20 protein-coding genes are annotated in these 21,224 nt (G+C 49.7%); 10 read left to right on the top strand and 10 right to left on the bottom strand.

Going from position 1 to position 21,224, the window contains the following annotated elements:
- The first annotated feature begins 98 nt into the window (after nucleotides 1-98).
- From GS398_RS15320 to GS398_RS22315, 7 genes are all read left to right on the top strand, one after another.
- Nucleotides 99-1,226 (top strand): glycosyltransferase family 1 protein, encoded by a 1,128-nt coding sequence (locus GS398_RS15320; protein WP_160907651.1) that lies wholly within the window; start codon nucleotides 99-101, stop codon nucleotides 1,224-1,226.
- Nucleotides 1,216-2,472 carry an amine oxidase gene (locus tag GS398_RS15315; RefSeq protein WP_202406083.1) on the top strand — a complete coding sequence of 419 codons (1,257 nt, stop codon included), beginning with the start codon at nucleotides 1,216-1,218 and terminating at the stop codon, nucleotides 2,470-2,472. The genes GS398_RS15320 and GS398_RS15315 overlap by 11 nt, the downstream gene beginning before the upstream one ends.
- Before the next feature lie 180 nt (nucleotides 2,473-2,652).
- Nucleotides 2,653-3,783 carry a UDP-galactopyranose mutase gene (glf, locus tag GS398_RS15310; RefSeq protein WP_160907650.1) on the top strand — a complete coding sequence of 377 codons (1,131 nt, stop codon included), beginning with the start codon at nucleotides 2,653-2,655 and terminating at the stop codon, nucleotides 3,781-3,783.
- Nucleotides 3,784-3,807: 24 nt separating this feature from the next.
- Nucleotides 3,808-4,998: a PQQ-dependent sugar dehydrogenase gene (locus GS398_RS15305; protein ID WP_160907649.1), complete on the top strand. Its 1,191-nt coding sequence runs from the start codon at nucleotides 3,808-3,810 to the stop codon at nucleotides 4,996-4,998.
- Nucleotides 4,998-5,981: a gluconolaconase gene (locus GS398_RS15300; protein WP_160907648.1), complete on the top strand. Its 984-nt coding sequence runs from the start codon at nucleotides 4,998-5,000 to the stop codon at nucleotides 5,979-5,981. Before GS398_RS15305 ends, GS398_RS15300 begins: the two co-directional genes overlap by 1 nt.
- A gap of 69 nt (nucleotides 5,982-6,050) precedes the next feature.
- Nucleotides 6,051-7,004 (top strand): manganese catalase family protein, encoded by a 954-nt coding sequence (locus GS398_RS15295; protein ID WP_160907647.1) that lies wholly within the window; start codon nucleotides 6,051-6,053, stop codon nucleotides 7,002-7,004.
- 2 nt (nucleotides 7,005-7,006) lie between these two features.
- On the top strand, nucleotides 7,007-7,855 hold the full coding sequence (locus GS398_RS22315; RefSeq protein WP_202406082.1) for a ferritin-like domain-containing protein: 849 nt from the start codon (nucleotides 7,007-7,009) through the stop codon (nucleotides 7,853-7,855).
- A gap of 91 nt (nucleotides 7,856-7,946) precedes the next feature.
- On the opposite strand, the gene GS398_RS15285 is transcribed toward GS398_RS22315, so the two are convergent.
- The 5 genes from GS398_RS15285 to GS398_RS15265 all read right to left on the bottom strand — a co-directional run bounded on the left by GS398_RS15285 (nucleotide 7,947) and on the right by GS398_RS15265 (nucleotide 11,233).
- Nucleotides 7,947-8,924 carry a YihY/virulence factor BrkB family protein gene (locus GS398_RS15285; RefSeq protein WP_160907646.1) on the bottom strand — a complete coding sequence of 326 codons (978 nt, stop codon included), beginning with the start codon at nucleotides 8,922-8,924 and terminating at the stop codon, nucleotides 7,947-7,949.
- Nucleotides 8,925-9,110: 186 nt separating this feature from the next.
- The gene (locus GS398_RS15280) at nucleotides 9,111-9,560 is read right to left on the bottom strand and encodes an SH3 domain-containing protein (RefSeq protein ID WP_160907645.1); all 450 of its coding nucleotides are present in this window, start codon (nucleotides 9,558-9,560) and stop codon (nucleotides 9,111-9,113) included.
- A gap of 4 nt (nucleotides 9,561-9,564) precedes the next feature.
- The gene (locus GS398_RS15275) at nucleotides 9,565-9,945 is read right to left on the bottom strand and encodes a lipocalin family protein (protein WP_160907644.1); all 381 of its coding nucleotides are present in this window, start codon (nucleotides 9,943-9,945) and stop codon (nucleotides 9,565-9,567) included.
- A gap of 16 nt (nucleotides 9,946-9,961) precedes the next feature.
- Nucleotides 9,962-10,594: a PRC-barrel domain-containing protein gene (locus GS398_RS15270; protein WP_160907643.1), complete on the bottom strand. Its 633-nt coding sequence runs from the start codon at nucleotides 10,592-10,594 to the stop codon at nucleotides 9,962-9,964.
- A 6-nt stretch (nucleotides 10,595-10,600) separates the two neighbouring features.
- Nucleotides 10,601-11,233, bottom strand: coding sequence for an OmpA family protein (locus GS398_RS15265; RefSeq protein WP_160907642.1), 633 nt, complete (start codon nucleotides 11,231-11,233; stop codon nucleotides 10,601-10,603).
- A gap of 188 nt (nucleotides 11,234-11,421) precedes the next feature.
- On the opposite strand from GS398_RS15265, the gene GS398_RS15260 reads away from it, so the two are divergent.
- Both GS398_RS15260 and GS398_RS15255 read left to right on the top strand, forming a co-directional pair.
- Nucleotides 11,422-12,951, top strand: coding sequence for a DEAD/DEAH box helicase (locus tag GS398_RS15260; RefSeq protein WP_160907641.1), 1,530 nt, complete (start codon nucleotides 11,422-11,424; stop codon nucleotides 12,949-12,951).
- Between the two features lie 156 nt (nucleotides 12,952-13,107).
- On the top strand, nucleotides 13,108-13,506 hold the full coding sequence (locus GS398_RS15255; protein ID WP_160907640.1) for a hypothetical protein: 399 nt from the start codon (nucleotides 13,108-13,110) through the stop codon (nucleotides 13,504-13,506).
- A gap of 22 nt (nucleotides 13,507-13,528) precedes the next feature.
- Here GS398_RS15255 and GS398_RS15250 read toward each other — a convergent pair whose 3' ends face one another.
- Both GS398_RS15250 and GS398_RS15245 read right to left on the bottom strand, forming a co-directional pair.
- Complete coding sequence (locus GS398_RS15250) at nucleotides 13,529-13,888, bottom strand: response regulator (RefSeq protein WP_160907639.1); 360 nt, start codon at nucleotides 13,886-13,888, stop codon at nucleotides 13,529-13,531.
- Nucleotides 13,889-13,921: 33 nt separating this feature from the next.
- Nucleotides 13,922-15,883: a sensor histidine kinase gene (locus tag GS398_RS15245; RefSeq protein WP_160907638.1), complete on the bottom strand. Its 1,962-nt coding sequence runs from the start codon at nucleotides 15,881-15,883 to the stop codon at nucleotides 13,922-13,924.
- Between the two features lie 275 nt (nucleotides 15,884-16,158).
- Between GS398_RS15245 and GS398_RS15240 the strand changes: the two genes are divergently transcribed.
- On the top strand, nucleotides 16,159-17,157 hold the full coding sequence (locus GS398_RS15240) for an SDR family oxidoreductase (protein WP_160907637.1): 999 nt from the start codon (nucleotides 16,159-16,161) through the stop codon (nucleotides 17,155-17,157).
- 22 nt (nucleotides 17,158-17,179) lie between these two features.
- Here GS398_RS15240 and GS398_RS15235 read toward each other — a convergent pair whose 3' ends face one another.
- From GS398_RS15235 to GS398_RS22530, 3 genes are all read right to left on the bottom strand, one after another.
- Complete coding sequence (locus tag GS398_RS15235) at nucleotides 17,180-17,851, bottom strand: DUF6766 family protein (RefSeq protein ID WP_160907636.1); 672 nt, start codon at nucleotides 17,849-17,851, stop codon at nucleotides 17,180-17,182.
- Nucleotides 17,852-17,919: 68 nt separating this feature from the next.
- Complete coding sequence (locus GS398_RS15230; protein WP_160907635.1) at nucleotides 17,920-18,474, bottom strand: YciE/YciF ferroxidase family protein; 555 nt, start codon at nucleotides 18,472-18,474, stop codon at nucleotides 17,920-17,922.
- Nucleotides 18,475-18,772: 298 nt separating this feature from the next.
- Nucleotides 18,773-20,908, bottom strand: a complete 2,136-nt coding sequence (locus GS398_RS22530; RefSeq protein WP_237488209.1) for an ATP-binding protein — start codon at nucleotides 20,906-20,908, stop codon at nucleotides 18,773-18,775.
- Nucleotides 20,909-21,224 lie beyond the last annotated feature (316 nt).

Here is a 21,224-nt window from a genome sequence, read left to right as displayed (position 1 = left end):
TTTATGACGCTTATTGTCTGAAACTTCCGGCAAATCTTTGTGTTATTCCTCTATCAGTCGGGGCGGCGCTAAGGATCTGCCGGTGTTTAACTATTACTATGAAAAAAAATCTTCTTTGCTTCTCCCACCTCCGGTGGAACTTCGTTTACCAGCGGCCGCAACATCTTATGAGCCGTTTTGCTCAATATCAGAAAGTGTACTTCTTAGAGGAGCCCATGTTTGATACGGATTACAAGCCCAGTCTTACTTTATCAAATATTTCCGATGACTTATGGCTGGTCGTTCCGCACCTGCCTTCGGGCCTTTCAAAAGAAGAAGCGAATGAAATGATGACGCTTTTGCTGGATAATTTCCTGCAGAATAAAACGCTGTCTGACTTTACTTTTTGGTACTATACGCCCATGGCGCTTGAGTTTTCATCCGCTCACCAGGCCGGTCTTACCGTATTCGATTGCATGGATGAGCTCTCCGCGTTTGATTTCGCGCCTAAAGAGCTTAAACAACTGGAAAAAGAGCTTATGCGCAGAGCCGACCTGGTGTTTACCGGCGGGCACTCGCTGTATGAGGCGAAAAAACACCAGCACAGCGCCATTTACCCGTTTCCCAGCAGCATCGAGAAAAGCCACTTCGAAAAAGCGCGCAATCAAAAATCGGAACCTGCCGATCAGTGTGACATACCGGGTCCTGTTTTAGGGTTCTACGGCGTGATCGATGAGCGGTTTGATATCAACCTCATCCGCGAGATCGCGTTGCAGCGTCCCGAATGGCAGATCGTTCTCATCGGACCTGTGGTTAAGATCGATCCGGGAACCCTGCCGCAAGCTGATAACATCCACTACCTCGGACAGAAAACCTATAACCAGCTGCCGGCTTATTTATCCGGGTGGGACATCGCCCTGATCCCTTTTCTACTGAATGAATCAACACGCTTTATAAGCCCTACCAAAACGCCGGAATATCTTGCCGCAGGAATTCCTGTAGTATCTACACCGATAAGAGACGTAATAGACCCTTACGGTGTCAACAACCTGATAAAGATCGGCGCCAACCCGGGGGAGTTCATTGCCGGGATTGAACAGGAACTGAACAAACAGGACTATTCCGGATGGCTAAAAAAAGTCGACAACTTCCTTCGTCAGAACTCGTGGGATAAGACCTTTATGGCTATGAATCAAAAAATGGAGCAGCAGCTTGCCGTAAAACCGAAAGTTTCCATTGCCAGTTAAGCACGGCCACCGCTACCGCGAACGTAATCCTTTCCGGTCCTTTTGGATGGGCGGCTACGAGTGTACCGATCAGTTAAATAATTCCGGTCAACGGGTCGACCTTTTAACGGCTACACAACACCTGGAGCGGCTGGAGGCCGATTATTCGCACCTGGCTGCTTTCGGTATCCGGACGGTACGCGAGGGTATTCGCTGGAGCCAGGTCGAACGTTCCCCCGGCAGGTATGATTTCAGCGTGGTGAAAACGATGATGGATTGCGGCCTTAAAATGGGTGTGCAGCAGATCTGGGATATTTGCCATTTTGGTTACCCGGACGATCTCTCCCCGCTTCACCCGCGGTTTGCCGACCGGTTCGAGTCGCTGTGCAAAGCTTTCGCCCGGTTTTACCTCAATTGTAAGTTCGACGAGCCGCTGATAGTGACGCCTATCAACGAAGTGAGCTTTATTTCATGGCTTGGCGGCGAAGCGGCCGGCACTGTTCCGTACTGTACTCACCAGGGTTGGCAGGTAAAGTATGGCCTGATGCGGGCTTATATAAAAGGCACGGCCGCTTTGCTGGAGGCTGATCCCCGCACGCGAATACTGACCACCGAGCCGTTGGTGAATATCGTTCCGCCCATTAATGCTACCGAAGAACAAATTCTCCAGGCACAGGCCGATCATGAACTCCAGTTCCAATCCCTCGATATGCTTAGCGGCCGCATTTGTCCAGAGCTGGGCGGCAAACCAGAATACCTGGATATCCTGGGCTTCAATTATTACTACAATAACCAATGGGTGCTCGGGTTGCAGGAATTTCTGCCCTGGGCGAATGAAATGGAGGACGAGCGGTGGTTACCGCTGTCGTCGCTTTTAAAGGAGGCCCACGTTCGGTATAGTCGTCCTATCGCGCTTACGGAAACGAGCCATCCGGGGGAAGACCGGCCGCATTGGATCCGGTTTGTGGCGGCCGAATGCGCCACGGCTATTTCGATGGACATCCCGTTTTGGGGCATCTGCCTGTATCCTATTATCGACAGGCCTGATTGGGATAACCTTTGGTATTGGCATCATTCCGGTTTATGGGACGCGGTGGTGCAGGAAAACGGCATTATTAACAGGACGTTGAACAGGCCTTACGCGGTAGCGTTGCAGGAGAGCAGGAAGGTGATCGAGGAGGCTATAAAGCAACGTCCGGTCCCGGGAATATTTAATAGGGTTGTTACCGGTTTTAAGCGAATGTTGCGCAGGATGGCTGGAGAATGACACAATCGTCCGCGCGAATAACTGCCGAAAAGGATGACCAAGCCCCGCTTTTTCAAAATCGGGAATGTGAAAACTTATTATACCCTCCGATTACGTACTAACCCCCGCCATTTCGCGTAAATCACCCCCTAACCTATTGGCGCCCCCCGTGTTCCTTTATCACAAAGCCATAGTTATTTTATGTTCGATTATTTAATTGTTGGGGCCGGGTTCGCCGGAAGTGTGCTTGCTGAAAGGCTGGCGTCTGAATCGGGGAAAAGGGTGCTCATCGTCGACAAACGGAACCACATCGGCGGAAACGCCTTCGACCATTACGACGACCAGGGAATCCTTGTTCATAAATACGGCCCCCATATTTTTCATACGAATAGCGCCGACGTGTTCGATTACCTGTCGCGCTTCACCGCATGGCGCAACTACCAGCACCGCGTACTGGGAAGCGTTGACGGACAGTTATTCCCGATCCCTATAAACCTCACTACGATCAATTTGATGTACGGGCTAAATCTGAACAGTACTGAAGCGGAGCAATTCTTCCTTTCTAAGGCAGAGGAGGTGAAAGATGTGCGCACGTCCGAAGACGTGGTGGTTAGTAAAATTGGCCGCGAGCTTTATGAGAAGTTCTTTCGTGGTTATACAAAGAAGCAATGGGATATGGACCCTTCCGAACTTAACGCATCTGTTGCTGCCCGTGTGCCGGTACGTACCAATAAAGACGACCGGTATTTTACCGATACTTACCAGGCAATGCCCCTGCACGGCTATACCCGGATGTTCGAAAAGATGCTGAATCACCCGAACATTAAGATCATGCTCAACACAGACTATCATGAAATCGTAAACGATATTTCATTCAGGCAAATGATCTTCACCGGCCCGGTCGACGAATATTTCGATTACCGCTACGGAAAATTGCCTTATCGTTCCATTGAATTCAAGTTTGAAACGTACGACCAGGAAAAATTCCAGGAAACGGGAACGATCAATTACCCGAACGACTACGCGTTCACCCGTATCACGGAATTCAAATACCTCACAGGACAACGGAATGCGAAAACCTCGGTGGTATACGAGTTCCCAAAAGCGCAGGGCGATCCTTACTACCCCATTCCCAAACCTGATAACATGGAACTGTATAGAAAATACCAGCTGCTTGCAGAACAAACCGCGGATGTTTGGTTCGCGGGCAGGCTCGGCACTTATAAATATTACAATATGGACCAGGTGGTGGCACAAGCGCTTTCTCTCTTCAAAAAGATCAGCGCGCCTGCACCGCATCGCGGGACTTACGCTGACCCGATAATCAGTTAATCTATTTACATCCGAACTTATACTATGAACAATAAATGCCTTTCCTTTACACTCGCCCTATATTTGGGCAGTATAACCAGCGTGTACGCACAGCGCGGCCTTCCGCCCCGCGAGAAAACGAAATCCGTTTCCATCACCAACTACGCCCAGGCACTCGACTTTCTTCCGGAAATGGTGAACCTGTTAAAAGTGCCCGAAGGCTGGGAAGTTAAAATCGCCGCTTCGGGCTTAGGTAAACCCAGAATGTTATATAACGGGCCCAACGGGTCCATATATATTACCCGCCGCGATGCCGGCGATGTGCTGATGCTTAAAGACCCCGATATGGACGGCAAGTTTGCCGACCTGGTAACCGTACTGTCGGACTTTAAAGGCGTCCACGGCATTACCATGAAAGATAACTGGCTTTACCTGGCCAATAACCACGAAGTAAGACGCTACCCCGTTAATACGGACGGCAGACTTGGCGCCATGCAGTTGTTGATTAACGACTTGCCCGATGGCGGCCAGCATCCGAACCGCACCATCGGTTTCGGGCCGGATGGCATGCTTTACATCAGCGTAGGTTCCGAATGCAACGATTGTAAAGAAAGCGATAAGGAATTGGCTACCATGCTGCAGGTGGATCCTAAAACCTGGAAACGCACCATTTTCGCCAGCGGTTTACGAAATACCATCGGCTTCGATTTCCACCCGCAAACCGGCGAGCTCTGGGGAATCGACAATGGCGGCGATGCCAAAGGCAGCAACTGGCCGCCGGAAGAAGTGAACCACATCACCAAAGGCGGCCATTACGGCTGGCCCTATGCTTACGGCAAACGCGAGGTGGACCAAAGCAGGGAAGATCCGGCGGGGGAAATAAAGGAAGAAGTGGTTAAAAACACCATGCCTTCGGTACTGGAGCTTACCGCTCATATGGCTCCTATCGCCTTTACATTTTTTGGCAATGCAGGCAACATCCCTTCGGCCTACGCCGGAGACGGCCTGGTGGCCTGGCACGGCTCGTGGAACGCTAAGAAACCCGTTGGCTTTAAAGTTCAGCGGATAAAATTCGAGAACGGGCAAGCGGTAGGTACGGAAGATTTTTTAACCGGCTTCCTTAAAGGGAATGCCCGCTTCGGCAGACCGGCCGGTATTGTAGTCAACCCGAAAGGCATTGTTTATGTATCAGACGATGCGAACGGGGTTATTTATGCCATTAAACGCAAAAACTAATGAAACCAACACGATATCTTTTTCTCACGTTCGCCATCCTTTCGGGATGTGCCGTTATCAAACCCAATCCTACGCAGCGTATCGGATTTGAAGCCCCCGAAGCCTATCCTGAAGGCATCGCCTATGATTCCGTAAACTCCGCTTACTATGTATCGTCTGCCCGGCTGGGTAACATCGGTAAAGTAAGTGTTAACGGCGTGTATTCGACGCTTCACATGGATACCACGCTCAAATCGAGCTACGGGATGAAGATCCACCCCGACGGCAAACGTCTTTTCGTATGTATCAGTGACGCCAATTACAGCAAATATACCAGCCCGGCCACCCGTAAAAAAATGGCGCGGCTGATCAGCATCGACCTGGCTACCGGCCGGCGGTTAAGTGATACCGATCTTTCCGGCTTGCTTCCCGGTAAACATTTTGCCAACGACCTCACATTCGACGCCCAGGGAAACGCCTACATCACCGATAGTTTCGCTCATGCCATCTATAAAGTAACCGCGGACGGTAAAGCCTCTGTTTTCGCCAAAGACAAAAGTTTTGAAACGGAAGGTGTAGGTCTGAACGGGATCGTCTATCACCCTGCCGGCTTCCTGGTCGTGGATAATTCCAACACGGGCCAGCTATACAAGATCGATATCGCCAATCCTTTATCTGTCCGGAAAATAAAAACCGACCAGTTTTTCCTGGGTGCCGACGGGCTGCTTTTACAGGATGCCAATACATTGGTGATGGTAGTTAACGGCGGTACCGACAAGATTTACAAGCTGGAAACAGAAGATAACTGGACAAGCGCACGCTTAGCGGCCACTACCCTGATCGCCGACCGGTTTACTTACCCCGCAACGGCCACCCGGAAGATGAACGAGATCTGGGTGATGAATGCACGTTTCAGCGAACTGCCTGATAGCAATTCAGTACCCTCGAAGAACTTCGATATTCAAAAAGCAGTTTTCAAACCGATTCCGAAACCGAAAAAGTAATACCCGGCCGCTTAAGGCTATAACCATGAATTTCAATTTATAACCAATACATCTATAAACCCCAAAAACATGTTCTATCACGTAAAAGATCTACAATTTAACGCCAGGGTGTCGCGCCCTGATCCGCGTTTCGCAAACCTCCTGCTCGAACAATTCGGCGGCGAGAACGGCGAGCTTGCTGCCGCCATGCAGTATTTCACCCAGGCTTACGGCGCCAAAATGCCGCATCCCGACAAATACGATATGCTGATGGATATCGCCGTAGAGGAATTCAGCCACCTTGAGATCGTAGGCGCCACCATCCAGATGCTGCTTAAAGGCGTGAACGGCGAGCTGAAAAATGCCGCCGACGAATCGGAGATCATGCAGGTGATGGACGGCGCAGAAGCCCGCGAGAATATCATCCACCAGGCACTCACCGCTAACCCGCATTTCGTAACCCTTAGCTCGGGAGGCCCAAGATTAACCAACAGCCAGGGTATTCCATGGTGCGCCTCGTACATTCACTCGAACGGCGATCTTACCGTCGACCTGAGAAGTAACCTGGCTTCAGAATCACGTGCGAAACTGGTGTACGAACACCTGATGAAATTTACGGACGATCCGTATGTAAAGGAAACGCTTTCTTTCCTGATGACCCGCGAAGTGGCCCATTACAAGATGTTTGAAGCTGCACTGGAAACCATCCAGCCAAACTTCCCGCCGGGAGTACTCCAGGCAGATCCGCGTTTTACCCGGCAATATTTCAATATGTCGCCGCAAGCAAGCGTTCGCGGTCCGTGGAATAAAGGCGAAATGCCCGACTTAGGAAAAGACTGGGACTATGTCCAGGATCCCATCGCCTATGTACAGGCCACAGAAGGCCTCACCGTATTAGACGATGCCAAGGAAGCGGAACTGGAAGAAGTAGCCGAACTCGACGCTAAAATGAGCGAAATAAAAAGCCAGGAAGTTATTGCAGCGGAACCGAAGGGTACTGCCCAATGGAGCACTTACCAGGATTCAAAACAACTAAATAAATAGGGATGAGCACCAATGAAAACGTGGTCGGGGATCTGAAGGATCTCCTCCGCATTGCGAATGACGGTAAAGAAGGCTATAAATCGGCAGAAGAAGCTACTAAGTCCGCGGAACTGAAGGGAGTATTTTCCAGGTTCATGGGCGAACGTATCGTATACGCGGAAGAACTGAAAGAACATATCGCTATGCACGGCGCAGAGGCCGATAATGAAGACGGAGGAATCCTGGGAAGCCTGCACCGTACCTGGCTGACTATTAAGCAGGCGTTAAGCAGCAATGAAGATGCCGCGATCCTGGGCGCTATAGTGACCGGTGATCGCGCGGCGATAGAGAAGTATGACGAATATATTGAAGACTATGAGCGTCATGCCGATCACCTCGCACTGCTTACCGCTCACAGGGACGGGATTAAATCAGCCTTAGCGGAAATCGAAATACTGCAGGTAAAATTTAACCAACCTGACGACAGCGCCCGCGAACAACCGATGACTGATAATTCCGCCACAGGTGCTGCCGCCGGATACGCCTTTGTAAGTGAAGCTGAACAATCAGGCAGCGAAGGTATCGTGTCGCCGATGGGCAGCTCGGCCGGAACGGATGTTCCGGACCCGGATGAATTTGAGGAGGAAACTGATGAACTTGAACCGGAGCTTGCCGGTGACGAGTTTGGAAACGCCAACGAAACAGGGTTAGATGACGACGATGAAACAGGATTGGAAGAGGACGAAGAACCATCTTACATTGATGATGATGAACCTCAGCGAGACGAAAATTTCATCGTAAAAGGTGATGGCTCTGTTGTGTTTCCTGATGATAAGGATACGAATGACAGCTTTCCTCAAAGAGGAGCCTAGCCTGTTATTCAAGTAATTCGCTTCGCACCTTTAAAAAAGCCTGCCCGGAAAATAACGGGCAGGCTTTTTAAATACAGAATGAAATAAACGTTCACGCCCCGTTTTTTTTCACGGGTGCCAGTTCCTCTTCATGCTGTGGCGGCAGTTCGGCCACGTCTTTTTCCGTTTCCTTCTGTTCCACGTGTACGGCGTAGTCTGCCGGCTCAATCCTCGCGCCAGCATACTCGGTATAGGCTTGGGTGAACTCGGCCCCGAAATAAAGAATTGCCGCAGTGTAATAGATCCACAGCAGGACTACTATGAGCGAGCCTGCTGCTCCATACGTGGAGCCGCTTGCGGTTTTTTCAATGTAAAGACTGATCACAAAACGCCCGATCATAAATAAGCAAGCGGTAAAAAACGCTCCCGCGCGTACGTGCTTCCAGCGGATTTTGACATCGGGAAGCACCTTAAATATGATCCCGAATAAAAGAGCGATCACAAGGAAGCTGACCGCAGCGTTCACTATTCCCAGTACGGTAACGGTTATGTCGGGAAGGAAGGCTTTCAGCCGCTCACTCAGGGCGAGCACCACCCCGTTCACTACGAGCGAAACCATCAGTAAAAACCCGATAGTTACTATAAGCGACGAGGATAACAGCCGATCTTTCAGCAGTTTCACCCATCCACGTTTAGGTTTGGCTTTCACTTTCCAGATAATGTTTATCGAATCCTGGATCTCCCCGAAAATCGTGGTGGCCCCGATCAACAGCGTAACTACGCCGATGATCACAGAAATAGTGGTCTTGCCCGAAAGCTCAAGCGCTTTTATCATGTCCTGCACCTGTACGGCCGCCTTGTCGCCGATCAACCCGTTTATCTCGCCGAATATTCGTCCCTGGGCGGCCTCACGTCCGAAGAACGCTCCGGCAAGCGAAATGAGCAGCAGGAGCAGCGGGGCAAGTGAAAAAATAGTATAATAAGCCAGCGAGGCGCTAAACTTTAAACAACGGTCGTCGGAAAAGCCGGAGAACGCGGCTTTAAGTATTGTAAAACTGTCTTTTAGCCCTTGTTTGGTGATGATCTTCATTGTTGGTTTTTTGTGAATTACGGATATAGTTGCGGATAGAAGTGCCGGCAATCATGAAAAAGCCCGCTGCGTGCGCAGCGGGCCTGAACGATGATCAGGTCCTATGAGGGAAACCATCTTTTGTTTTGTTGTCCATTGTAAGGCTCTGCAGATAGATTTAACCTGTCAATTCATGCAACTCCGTTCCTATACCTGCTGGAGATAATTCTTAGCGGAAAATCCCTCCACGCCCTGTTCCGTTTTAATATAGTACCAGTCGTTATACATCCGCTTGATCAACTGCACGGTTGAGTTATGTGCCGCTTTTCCCACTATTTCGAACTCCGTTCCCGGGCCTTTCCGGATGTTCAGGTTAGACTCATTAGTGGCTACACGCATTTTGATATTTTTAGCCGTCAGATCTTCCATTTCCAGCAGGTTGACTACTTCGGTCACGCCTGCCTGTGTCTTTAACAATTCTACGGCCTTCTCCGCGCTCTGCATATCCGCTACGACACCAGAAACCGTCAGTTTTCCTCCCGCGTTCACTGCTTTGAGGTTCGTAACGGTAATACCGCTTTTCTGCAGCAGTGCGGCATAGTCGTTAACCTGTTGCTGGTTTACAACTGCTTTGTTTACTTCGTCAAACAATCCCATGGCGTTATTTTTTAGCGGTACAAGTAATGGTATTGCCCTGGTTTTTTAATACCAGCTCATCATCGGTAAGCTTTTCAATCGTATACACCGCGTTCTCTTTTCCCGCAGTCGAAGTAGTCGAGAGATTTTTTGCATCTTTGTCTACGGTATACGTTCCCTGGTCGGCTCCGATACCGCCGGTTACGTTATAGTTTCCGTCACCCGTGAAGGCCATTTCCGAACCGGCGAGCATTTTGCTGGTGACTGAATCGGGTAAGGCGGTTGCCGTTTGAATATTACTTACGGTCCAGGTTTTGGCCAGCTTCTTTGCCGCGCCGCCGCTGCATGAAACCAGCATGAAAAGCGCCATGCAGGCTGCACTTAAGTGTAATTTTACGTTTTTCATATCGAAAACAGATTGATTAAAATAGGTCTTTTTTATCTTCGTCACGCTCCTGGGCGGAGTTTGGATACCTTTCCTGTGGTGAGGGCTCCCCTTCTTCCGGTTCGGGGATGATGATCGTTTCTTCATTTGCCATGGCGGCATCGTTTTCAAAGTTCTCCTCTACCGGCACGTTGGCCATTCGTGAACCATAGAACTTTTCTTCATCAAAGTGCGTGTGACTATAAAAGTCATCGTCGATGTGCGCCAGCGTATCCCCTACTGCCGCTCCGATCAGGATGCTGCGGGTTTGCGCCTCAAAAACAGGTGTTACGTTTCCCGCCTCATAGGGCGGCAATGCCACTAGTTGTTCCGGCAATATTCCCGGAAGGATAACCTCGTCTTCGCTTTCATGCAGTTCGGCCAGCCCGATAGGGATGAGCACGAGGTTATTGTCGTCAGGCCGCTCGAGGTCGCTTTCATCCGTATCTACCACCAGGTAACGGACCTTGCGTGATGAAGGATCAAACAGCAGGTCTTCGACATCGCCGATTTTCATTCCTGTTTCATCTTTTACTTCCCAGCCGCGTACGTCGGGCTGTCCGTCTTTGATCTCGAAATCGCTCCCGCCCAGTTCTTCCAGGCGGGGATTATTTGTTACATGCTCTTCCATATTTGTTTATTGGTTTGTGCCTTCCGAAAAGGCTACGATCTGTACGTTCCTGTTTTGTTTTCTTCCCGATGCGGTAGCGTTGCTGCTTACCGGTTCAGATTCGCCCAGCGAGTGCACGGAGATTTTGTCGGCCGTTACCCCGTTTCGGGTAAGCCAGTTCTTCACCGCCTCAGCACGTTCCGCGCCGATCGCCAGGTTGTGGCCTTTAGTCCCTGTGGAATCAGCACTTCCGTAAACCCCGATCGAAGCGCCTTTAAATCGTCTTTCAAGGGAGGTAGCGACCATCTTCAGCTTAGCTTCAGCACCAGGCTGCAGCGTAGACTGATCAGGTCCGAACAGGATGTTTTCGCCCAGGGAATAGATCGTATACCGGTCGTTACCGGTTACCACGATATCGGCATCGGTCACCTCCTCATACGAGGTTGCGGGAGAATTGAAATCGACGTTATCCCAATTGGGACCGGTTGCGGCTACCACTCCGCTGCTGTCTGCCTGTATAGAATCGCCTGACCCGGTAGCGGTAGTACCGGTGTTGCAGCCTTTAAAAAGAAAAAATAAGATCGCCAGCGCAATCAATGCGAGTAAGAGCCAGATCCACCAGGATCCTGAGCGCTTGGGTTGAACTTCCAGTTCGGCCATGTTGAGTTTTAGGTTAAGTGATAGATAAGTATTTTACAGATGCCTGCTGACTAAGAAAGATTATTGCGGGTAAATGTTTTAAGAATAATAATATTTTTATCAATGGTTAAACATCTATTTAACGATGTCGTGCCGGCTCATTGGCAGTCTTTTTGCTAGTTATCGCCCGAATAAGCTTTAAGCGGTAAATGGAACAGCACAACAACCTCAATGTAGTAAAAGACTCCAGCCTGTATGGTTACCAGGAAACAGACATTAACACGTTATTTGATACACTGGAGCGCTGTGCAGGAAACCGCCGCTTGTTATACCAGTTACCTACCGGCGGCGGGAAAACCCGGATCTTTTCGGCAATAGCCGACCGGTTTATCAGACAGTATCAACGGAAAGTGGTCGTTCTTACCCACCGGGTGGAGTTGTGCAATCAAACATCGGCTACGCTAAAAAACCTGGGTATCACCAATAAAGTGATCAACAGCCAGGTAAAAGTGATAAGCGGGCGCGAAAAACACCAGTGCTATGTCGCCATGGTCGAAACCCTGAAAAACAGGATCAGGGAAGGATTATTTACTACAAACGATGTGGGCCTGGTGATCATCGACGAGGCGCATCATAACTCGTTCCACAAACTGCTTGGCAGGTTTACAGGCGCAGCGGTGATCGGGGTTACCGCAACGCCGTTCAGTTCTGATATTAACCGGCCGATGTATAAAAATTACGACGAGCTGATCGTTGGCGAAAATATCGGTTCGCTGATCGAACAGGGTTTCCTTGCTAAACCGAAAACCTGGCGCTACGACGTAGAGTTGAATACACTCAAAACAGGACTGAATGGCGACTTCACGGTAAGTACTTCCGATGAATTATATTCTTCGCCTGCCATGCTCGAGCTGCTCTTACACGCCTATGAGTCGCATTCCAAAAAAAGGAAAACGCTGATCTTTAACAACGGTATCTTCACTTCCCGGAACGTATGTAAATTGTTTGAAGACGCCGGTTACCCGGTAAGACACCTGGATAACCATACGCCGGCAGCAGCGCGTGCGGAAATCCTTAAATGGTTCAAAAAGACGAAGGGCGCTATTTTAACATCCGTATCTATACTTACCACCGGCTTTGATGAGCCTACGGTACAAACAGTGATCCTTAACCGGGCCACTACCTCGCTTACGCTTTACCACCAGATGATCGGGAGAGGCTCCAGGCGGCTGCCGCAAAAGAAAACGTTTAACATTATCGACCTGGGCAACAACCACGATCGTTTCGGCGCGTGGAGCGATCCTATCGACTGGCACCAGGTATTTCGTCATCCTGAAGCATTCTATGAGGCCCTGCACAGCAAAACGGGATTTGAGTCGCATAACCTCCCTTCAGATATGCGGACCAAATTTCCGAATAGCCTGCAGCTAAGTTTCGACATCCAGCAGGCTTACCAGGATGCTGTAGATAACGGAATAAAACCCAGGATCGTGATCAGGGATTCTATCCGTCAGCATGCGCTGATGTGCGCGGATAACAGCGATACGGTCAGTGAAGCGTTTTTGCTTACGGATGAACTGGATAAGGAGATCGGCTGGCGGGTGAAACAGTACGCCAAATGCCTGGGCCGGGTTACCAAGAATTACACCGAATGGCTTCACCAGGATTATAGATCCAAGCTCAGGATGCTGGTTCAGAAGATCATGCAACGCAGGCAATTCCTGAAACAAGCGGGTTAACGCCGTTATCGGCGAATGCAGGAATAGCGACCGCCCCGGGTATAATAGTAATGAAATAAACGCGATAGGTCTCTGTTTATATTATCACTCAAACAAAAGAGCGCATCATACTATTCTTACAGGGAATTCCGTGAGTTGCACTATAAATTACTGCACATGAAAAAAGTTGCCTGGATTGCAGGGTTGGTATTGGTCGTGATATTGAGCGCGATCATATATTACCGTTATTACTATGTCTTTGGTGAAGGCGTCAAATCCGGCCAGCTAAACTACCTGGTGCGTAAAGGCAATATATTTAAAACTAATGAAGGTAAATTAATACAGAACGGGTTGCGTTCCGGGGCTCCCGGATCCGTGCAATCCTATGAATTTAAATTCTCCGTAAGCGATGCCCGGATAGCAGATATCCTGATGAAAAATTCAGGCAAAGATTTCGACCTTCATTACAAAGAATACCATCATACTTTACCATGGAGGGGGTTTACGGAATTTATCGTCGACTCAATTTATGCCATGAGAGCTTCCCCGGCAGGGCCGAACCTGCCGTCCAGGTAGCCCTTATATAATCCGGAGCGTATTATACGTATTGATCCACCCTCTGCCGGAAATGATCAATATTAAACGGTTTGCTTATAAAATCCACGGCGCACCCGAACGACTCTATATCCCGCCTGGTTTTATTGGCCGACATCATTAATACAGGGATGTTGCGAGTTACCGGGTCTGTTCTCAGCTGCTTACATATTTCCAGGCCGTTTCCGTCAGGCAAGAGGACGTCGAGGATAAAAATGTCCGGCAAGCTCCTGGTGACCACTTCATTAAATTTACGTACAGTTCCACACTGCTCCACGTTATAGCCCGCTTCGCATAATATATAGGCTATAAGGTCGCTGATGTCAGCATCATCTTCTAAAACATACACTACTTTACCGCGCATAAAATAAATTGGGTTATTCAACCGTAACAATTATTATGCCTGGGGAACGGCAAATATGAATGATGCACCATTTCCCGGCTCACTTTCTACCCAAATTCTGCCGCCATGGCGCTTGATGATCTCCCTGGTGATATAAAGACCGAGGCCTAAACCTGAAACATGGTGCTCGTCGTTCGTCACCCTGTAGAACTGGGTAAATATATAAGCCTGGTTTTCCCTGCTGATTCCCGGACCGTAATCTTTAACACAAACAATTATTTCATTTTGTTTGCCAGCCGCAGTTATATCGATTTTCGGCGAACCGGGTGCATATTTAACCGCATTGGCAACCAGGTTGGTAATTACCTGTTCCATCCTCATTTTGTCGCCTTTTACGATGAGCCGCGGCTCTAAAACGGTTATAAATTCACGCCCGGGTACGGAATGTTTGAAAGTCTCACAGATCTCTTCGATAAGTAAGGAAAGATCAAATAGCTCGAAATTGAATTGCAGCTTCCCTGCCTGTACCTTCGAGATATCAAAAAGATCATTAACAAGTACGGTAAGCTTTTCCAGTTGGCGGACCGACTTTTCGACGAACATCTTATTTATGCCCTCCAGGTCGTTTTTTTGAAGAATCTGGAGAAAACCGCTCATCGAGGTTAGCGGCGTTTTTAATTCGTGGGCAGCAAGAGCGATAAATTCGTCCTTCTTTCTGCTAAGTTCCGAAACTTCTTCAAACAGCTTGGAGTTGTCCAGGGCTATGGCTGCCTGGGAAGCAACGTTCACTACCATATCCTCGTGCTCTTCCAAAAATACGCCTGGTTGAGGATGTCCGAAAAACAACCCGCCGATAACAGTGCCGGAAGAGGATAAGACAGGCACCGCCAGGTAGCTAACCACCGGCAAGTGACCTTTGGGCATGCCGAAGTGCGGGTCGTTTTTCCCATACCTTGGGTCTTTTGTAATATCATCTGCCCTTACCACGCCCTCTCCGCTAAAAGTAGCATGGAACACCGCAGTGTTGCGGGGCATCGGGAATTCGGCGAATGCTTCGCGTGGCACACCTGACAAGGTATACAGCATGTAAGATTCTCCTTCACTGTTGACCTTATTATAGAAGAACGCCCCGAAAGCGGCACCTGTAAGGTTAGTGGTAGCATCAGTGACTTTTTGCAAAATGGCATTTACATCTAACTTCTCGCTGATATTTTTACCTATCGAATTAAGGATCAATAGCTGCTTCGCTTTTTTTTCAAGCGCTTGTTCTGCCTGGATGTAGGCCGTAATATCGCGGGCTATCTTGGAAGCGCCAATGATCTCGCCGTCGCCGTCGCGAATCGGAGACACGGTTAACGATACCTGCAGCTCGGCACCGTCCTTGCGAATCCTTACTGTCTGATAATGGTCTACTTTCTCCCCTCTTTTAATACTCGCAATGATGCGGTCCTCTTCTGCAAGCCGGTCGGGTGCTATCAATAACGAAATGTGCTTACCTATAGCCTCCTTCTCCGTATAACCGAAAATATTTTCTGCGCCCTTGTTCCAGGTGATAATAATTCCGTCCAGCGTCTTACTTATAACGGCATCCTCAGATCCCTCTATTATTGCCGACCATACGGCCTGCTGCTGTTCCGTCTCTTTTTCTTTGGTAACATTACGGACGATCTGCGACACACCGATGATGTTTTCATTTTTATCGCGAATAGGCGAAAGTGTCAGGAATACCGGTATCTGCTTACCTGTTCGTGCCCTCCGAACGGTATAAAAGTGATTTACGGCACCGCCCTGGAGCAGATCTTTAATCATTTGTTCCTGCTCCGTGTGGTACTCCGGCGACATTAACGAAAAAATGGTTTTGCCCATCATTTCTTTTTTTGTATATCCGAAGAGACGCTCTGCAGCAGGGTTCCAATTGCTTATGTTCTGATCCAGATCGTGGCATATGACCGCATCCTCCAAGCCTTCAAAAATTGATTTGAACGTGAATAATTCGTGCAAAGAATCAGTATCCATAATGATGGTCTCTTAGTCGCTATTAAGCCAAACAGATGTTTTCGGGGAATGGTGGATCACGTACATAACAACACAAACCCTTAAAAGTTTATTACCAGGTGTGCCAACCAACATGTAGAGGGCTGCTGCCTGCGAGGATTGAACAGCATTAACGGCTACATTTTTTCAACTCCCTAAAACTTCCCCGATGAATTTTTTGTATTAAAAACGATGGCTGGAATCTGGAACCGGTACCGGGCACGAACTATTGATACAATTACCGAATGGAGAACTATATGGAAGATCAAAAAATCAGCCGCCGACAGGCTATCGGCGGGTTAAGTCTCAGCCTGGCTGCGGTCAGCCTGCCCTCGCTTGCTGTTGCAAACGATACTACAAACTCTTTAAGTGCGGCCCGTGCTTTGGAGGATCCCTCAATGAAATACCCGCGTCCTCCTTTCAAAGCTCAGACCCAGCCCTGGCCGGCACTGGCGGGAAAAATGGACCCGAGACCCGATCACGGGGAGACCAGCTATAAAGGAAGCGGTCGCCTGGCCGGGCGCAAAGCGCTTATTACGGGCGGCGATTCTGGTATGGGCCGTGCCGCCGCCATCGCTTATGCACGGGAAGGTGCGGATGTAGCCATTAATTACCTTCCGGAGGAGGAGCCCGATGCGCAGGAAGTAATTCAACTGATCAAAAAGGCCGGCCGTAAAGCGATAGCTATACCCGGCGACATCCGTAACGAGGCCTTTTGCCAAAAATTGGTCGAAACCGCGGTGCGCGAGCTTGGGGGGCTGGATATCCTGGTGAATAACGCAGCAAGACAGCAAACCCACGCTTCTATTCTCGACATTTCCACCGAACAATTCGACTGGACCATGAAGACGAATATTTACGCCCCCTTCTGGATCACGAAAGCGGCATTGCCGCATCTTAAGCCTGGGGCTGCTATTATTATTACCACCTCGGAACAGGCTGAACAACCGACCGCCGATTTGTTCGACTACGCCCAAACGAAAGCCGCAAACGCCAACTACGCCAAATCGTTGGGTAAGCAACTGGCGCCCAAAGGCATCCGCGTAAATGGCGTGGCTCCGGGACCTATCTGGACGCCCCTGCAGGTAAGCGGCGGAGCAACGATGGAGAAGCTCAAAGAATTCGGGGGGAACACCGCGTTAGGAAGGCCGGGCCAACCCGCAGAACTCGCATCCATCTATGTACAGCTGGCGGCCAGCGATGCAAGCTATTCTACCGGGCAGATTTACGAAGCGCAAGGCGGCGGAAAAGTTTAGACTGGCAAAGGCATAACGATCTTTATTTACCGGTTTCCATATGTGGGGCGTCTACCGGTTTTGATTCCGGCGAGCCTTTCTGCCTGAGATAAATGGTAAGCCAAACAATTGATGCTACCGATAAGAACTCGCTTTGCCAGTTTTGAAAGGTTTCAAACCAGAATGTCGGTTCTGAAAGGAAAGTTAGTATACTCTCATGTGGTAAATGTTTTAATAACTGGTTCACATTATGATCCTGCCAGCTGCCATACAAGTGTAGTGCCCAGCTTACAAAGAACAGGACAAAAAAACAGATCGATAATGACTGGCTATATAACTTAAGGATCCAGCCTCCCTTTCTCACCGGCCAGGGCGCATCGGGCGAGGGTTTGGGTTCCCGGTCCACTTCCTCCTCCTCGTCGAGCTTTTTAGATTCCGCGGAACCTTTCTGGCGCAAACCGACCGTTAATACCACGTATAGGGCCATCTGCAGGAACTCGCTCTGGAAGTTCTCGAATGTGGCAGAAATAAAATGACCGCTGGCCAGGTAGGTGCTAAACGCAATGCTGTTTCCGTGTTCTTCGGTAAGCTCCTGGTTATGTTCTTTCCACCCCGTAAATGCCTGGGCGATAAGCGTGATCAGGAAAATACTGCCGAATATGATCGTAAGGCCGTTACGGTAGAAATATGAATGAGGTTTAGGTTTTGCTTTCATGACGTTCTCGTTTACGAAAAAGGACCACCTGTTACAATGGTCCTTTTCTGAACTTAGTTAAAAACGGTTTACTCCGTTTCTGACAGTGCGGCCTCATTTACGGACCCTTCGGCTATGCCGGTAAGCAGTGAGTCTGTATCTTTCTCTTCAGCCAGCGTTTCTTCCAGAAGCGCCTGTGCATCGGAGAAACCAAGTGTTCGGGCTAATGTTCTTAAGGTTCCGTAGGAAGCGATCTCGTAATGCTCTACCTTCTGGGCGGCGGAAATAAGACCGGCGTCACGTACTTCGGTACCTTTTTCGGTATCTTCGATAATGCCTTCAGCTTCCTTGATCAGGCCGGCCATCGCTTCGCACTTCTTGGCGGCGGCTTTCTCGCCTACTGATTCGAAAACCCGTTCAAGCCGGGCGATCTGTCCTTCGGTTTGTGCTACGTGCGTGGTGAACGCATCTTTCAGCTCGGATAAAGTAGCTTCTTTAGCCATCTTCTTTAACGCACTCACCAGGTGCTTTTCTGCCCAAAGGATATCTTTAAGCTCGTCGACGAATAGTTCTTTAAGCGCGCTTTCCGCCTCGGGGGTTCTTGTAACTCCGGCAGATGCTTTTGTGGTTTTCTTAGTTGCCATGGTATTATAATAGATGTATTGGGGTTAATAGATACGTGGGGTTAAAATTATAACTATACCTGCCAATTACATGCCATTCGCGATTTCTAAAATATTCCGTATAGGAATGATAGCATGCCGGGGACTCATGTCTTTTTATTCATACATCTTGTATTAATTGCGTATCGCTTTGCTTACACGTATATATAACATCTAGCGGTGTGATCTACTTAACCGGCCTGCAAGCTACATGATTCCGGCGCCGACGGGACCGGCTCGGGTAAGGGCGCATTAATAATAAACATCAGCATGACGGAGCTTATCCCGGCAGCATCACCGCAAACTCCGTAAACTTCCCTTCCTCCGAAACTACCGTTAACGCGCCGCCGTGCATCTTGGTTACGATATCATAACTTAACGACAATCCTAACCCGGTGCCTTCACCGGCCGGCTTCGTAGTGAAAAAGGGTTGAAATATCTTGTCACGGATGCCTTCCGGGATACCCGGTCCATTGTCTCTTACCAAGATCTCTATGCCGTTTTCCGTACGCTTCGTATGAACTTCCACTTTCGGTTGATAACCATCGTGCTCCTTCGCCAACCGTTCCCCCACCGCCTGGAACGCATTGTTAAAAAGATTGAGCAGTACCCGCCCGATATCCTGCGCAATTACGTTCACTACCGGCAGTTCAGGATCAAAACCCGTCACCAGTTGTGCATTGAACGACTTGTCTTTCGCCCGCAGGCCATGATAGCTCAAACGCAGGTATTCGTCGGCCAGGGCGTTCAGGTCGGTCTGTTCTTTAGCCCCTGAACTCGTCCGCGAGTGCTGCAGCATCCCTTTTACGATGTTATCCGCACGCCTGCCATGGTGGCTGATCTTACCGAGATTTTGCTGCAGGTCATCGGCGATAGCGATCACATCCGCCGTATTTCCCGCTCCGGCTTCCTCTTTCAGTTCCCCAAGTAACTCGACGCTCACTTCCGCGAAGTTGTTCACAAAGTTCAGCGGGTTCTGGATCTCGTGGGCGATACCCGCCGTCAGTTCGCCCAGCGAGGCCATTTTTTCCGATTGAATAAGCTGGTTTTGTGTGGCCCTCAGGTTGTCGAGCGACTTGCTCAATTCGTCCGTACGTTTGCTCACCAGTAACTCCAGCCGCTCGTTCTGCGAGGCCAGCAGCTGCTGCTTTTCCTGTTCCTGTACGAGCGTACGGGCGGAAAGCTTCTCTACCTCGAGGAGTTTCTCGCGGAGCGATTTACTGTCGAGCGCGAATTCACGCGACAAATACAGTGAAATGCCTATCGCGGGACAGAGGAAGATACCTGCCCAAACTGCGGTCCAGAGCAGGTTAGATGTGTTAATGTCGAAGACCACGATGGCGATACCCGCAACCAGGAACAGGATAGATGCCGCGAATGCAACGGCGATAATGCCTGCACCGCGCCGTTTTTCGCGCATCGCTTTAATGGTAAGCCAGGTAAGCACACCCTCGAAGAACAGTACCGGGATACCCAGGCAGAGGGCATTCGCGTTGAAAACCACCAACACTGCGCTAACGGCGAACAGGGTCCAGAATACCTGGCGGGCCCGGCGCAGCCGGAACGCGTAGAGACTGATCAGCGCTTCTACCAGGAATACGGTCGATAATATTATTGCCTGGGATGATAGCGTCATCATCAACAATTCTTCAGGCGCACTTTCCAATTGCCAGAACAAGCCCCATATCGCAAAGCCGAAGGTACTCGCCAGGGTATATGCCGAAAAATAAAGATTGGCCCGTTTCGTCGGGTCATACCGGTAGAACGAAAGGTGAAGCAGGCAAAGTAAAAAGCAAACCGATGCCACGAACATATACAGGTAGCCGCCTAGCACGTTTTGTTTCAAAGTGATGGCGAAGCCATGCAGGGAGGTGACGGTAATAGCCATTAACGTGTTCCCCCACTTCAGGGCAAAGGCACCCGGCCATACGGCGAACCGTACCGCCATTACGTGGTCGCCGGGCGTAAGGATAAACTCGTCAGGAAGCGCATTCGCGCCGCCGACCATTTGGCGGTCAGGTTCCGCGCTCACCTTCCCAAACCGCCTGATCAGCTTCCCGTCAAGATAGACCTCTGATGCGCAGGTTTGGTAGGCTTGAAGCACCAGCGATCGCCCGGTCAGCGAATCGTTCACCCGGAAGTGCAGCCGCAGCCAACCTACCTTCAAACCCTTGAGCTGCGGCAGCTTATGAACCATGGAAACGGGATTTATGGTGTCCCAGCGACTGTCGTCGAGATCCGGCCGGGCAAATTCGCGCCTGTCGGCGGCATTGAAGCGCCAGCCGCGGTCGAGGACGAGCCCGTATGCCGGGAGATTATCGACCGAAACGACAAGCGGTTTTTTTTGAGCGAATGCGGGCTGTACCAGTAAGGACAGCAGCAGGAAAGCGGAGATTCTTGTGAGGCAAAGGACCATTGTGACCGGGTTGGGAAGGGAAAATAAGAAAAAGGGCTGAAATCAGCTGTAAAAAGATGTGCTTCTTGAATCCCCTAAGGTAAAAGCTAATCCAGGGTCACCCTTGACATGTTCATCCCCGTTTGCGGTATTGCGGCAGGTTCACCTGCAGCCGGGATCCAAGCTGAAAATTTGACCTCCCGCGGCTGAATTTTTTGCAGGTTCACTGCAGTTTTTGCAGTTTTTCGCACCCGTTCTGCCAGGAGCCGGTTTGGCATAGGTGTTGTTTATTTCCCTCGGATGGCCATCCGAAAATTTAATGAATTAATGTGTTAAT

Origin of the sequence: Hufsiella ginkgonis, assembly GCF_009834915.1 — a bacterium.
Taxonomy (GTDB): Bacteria; Bacteroidota; Bacteroidia; order Sphingobacteriales; family Sphingobacteriaceae; genus Hufsiella; species Hufsiella ginkgonis.
This window is presented reverse-complemented; position numbering and strand designations above follow the sequence as displayed.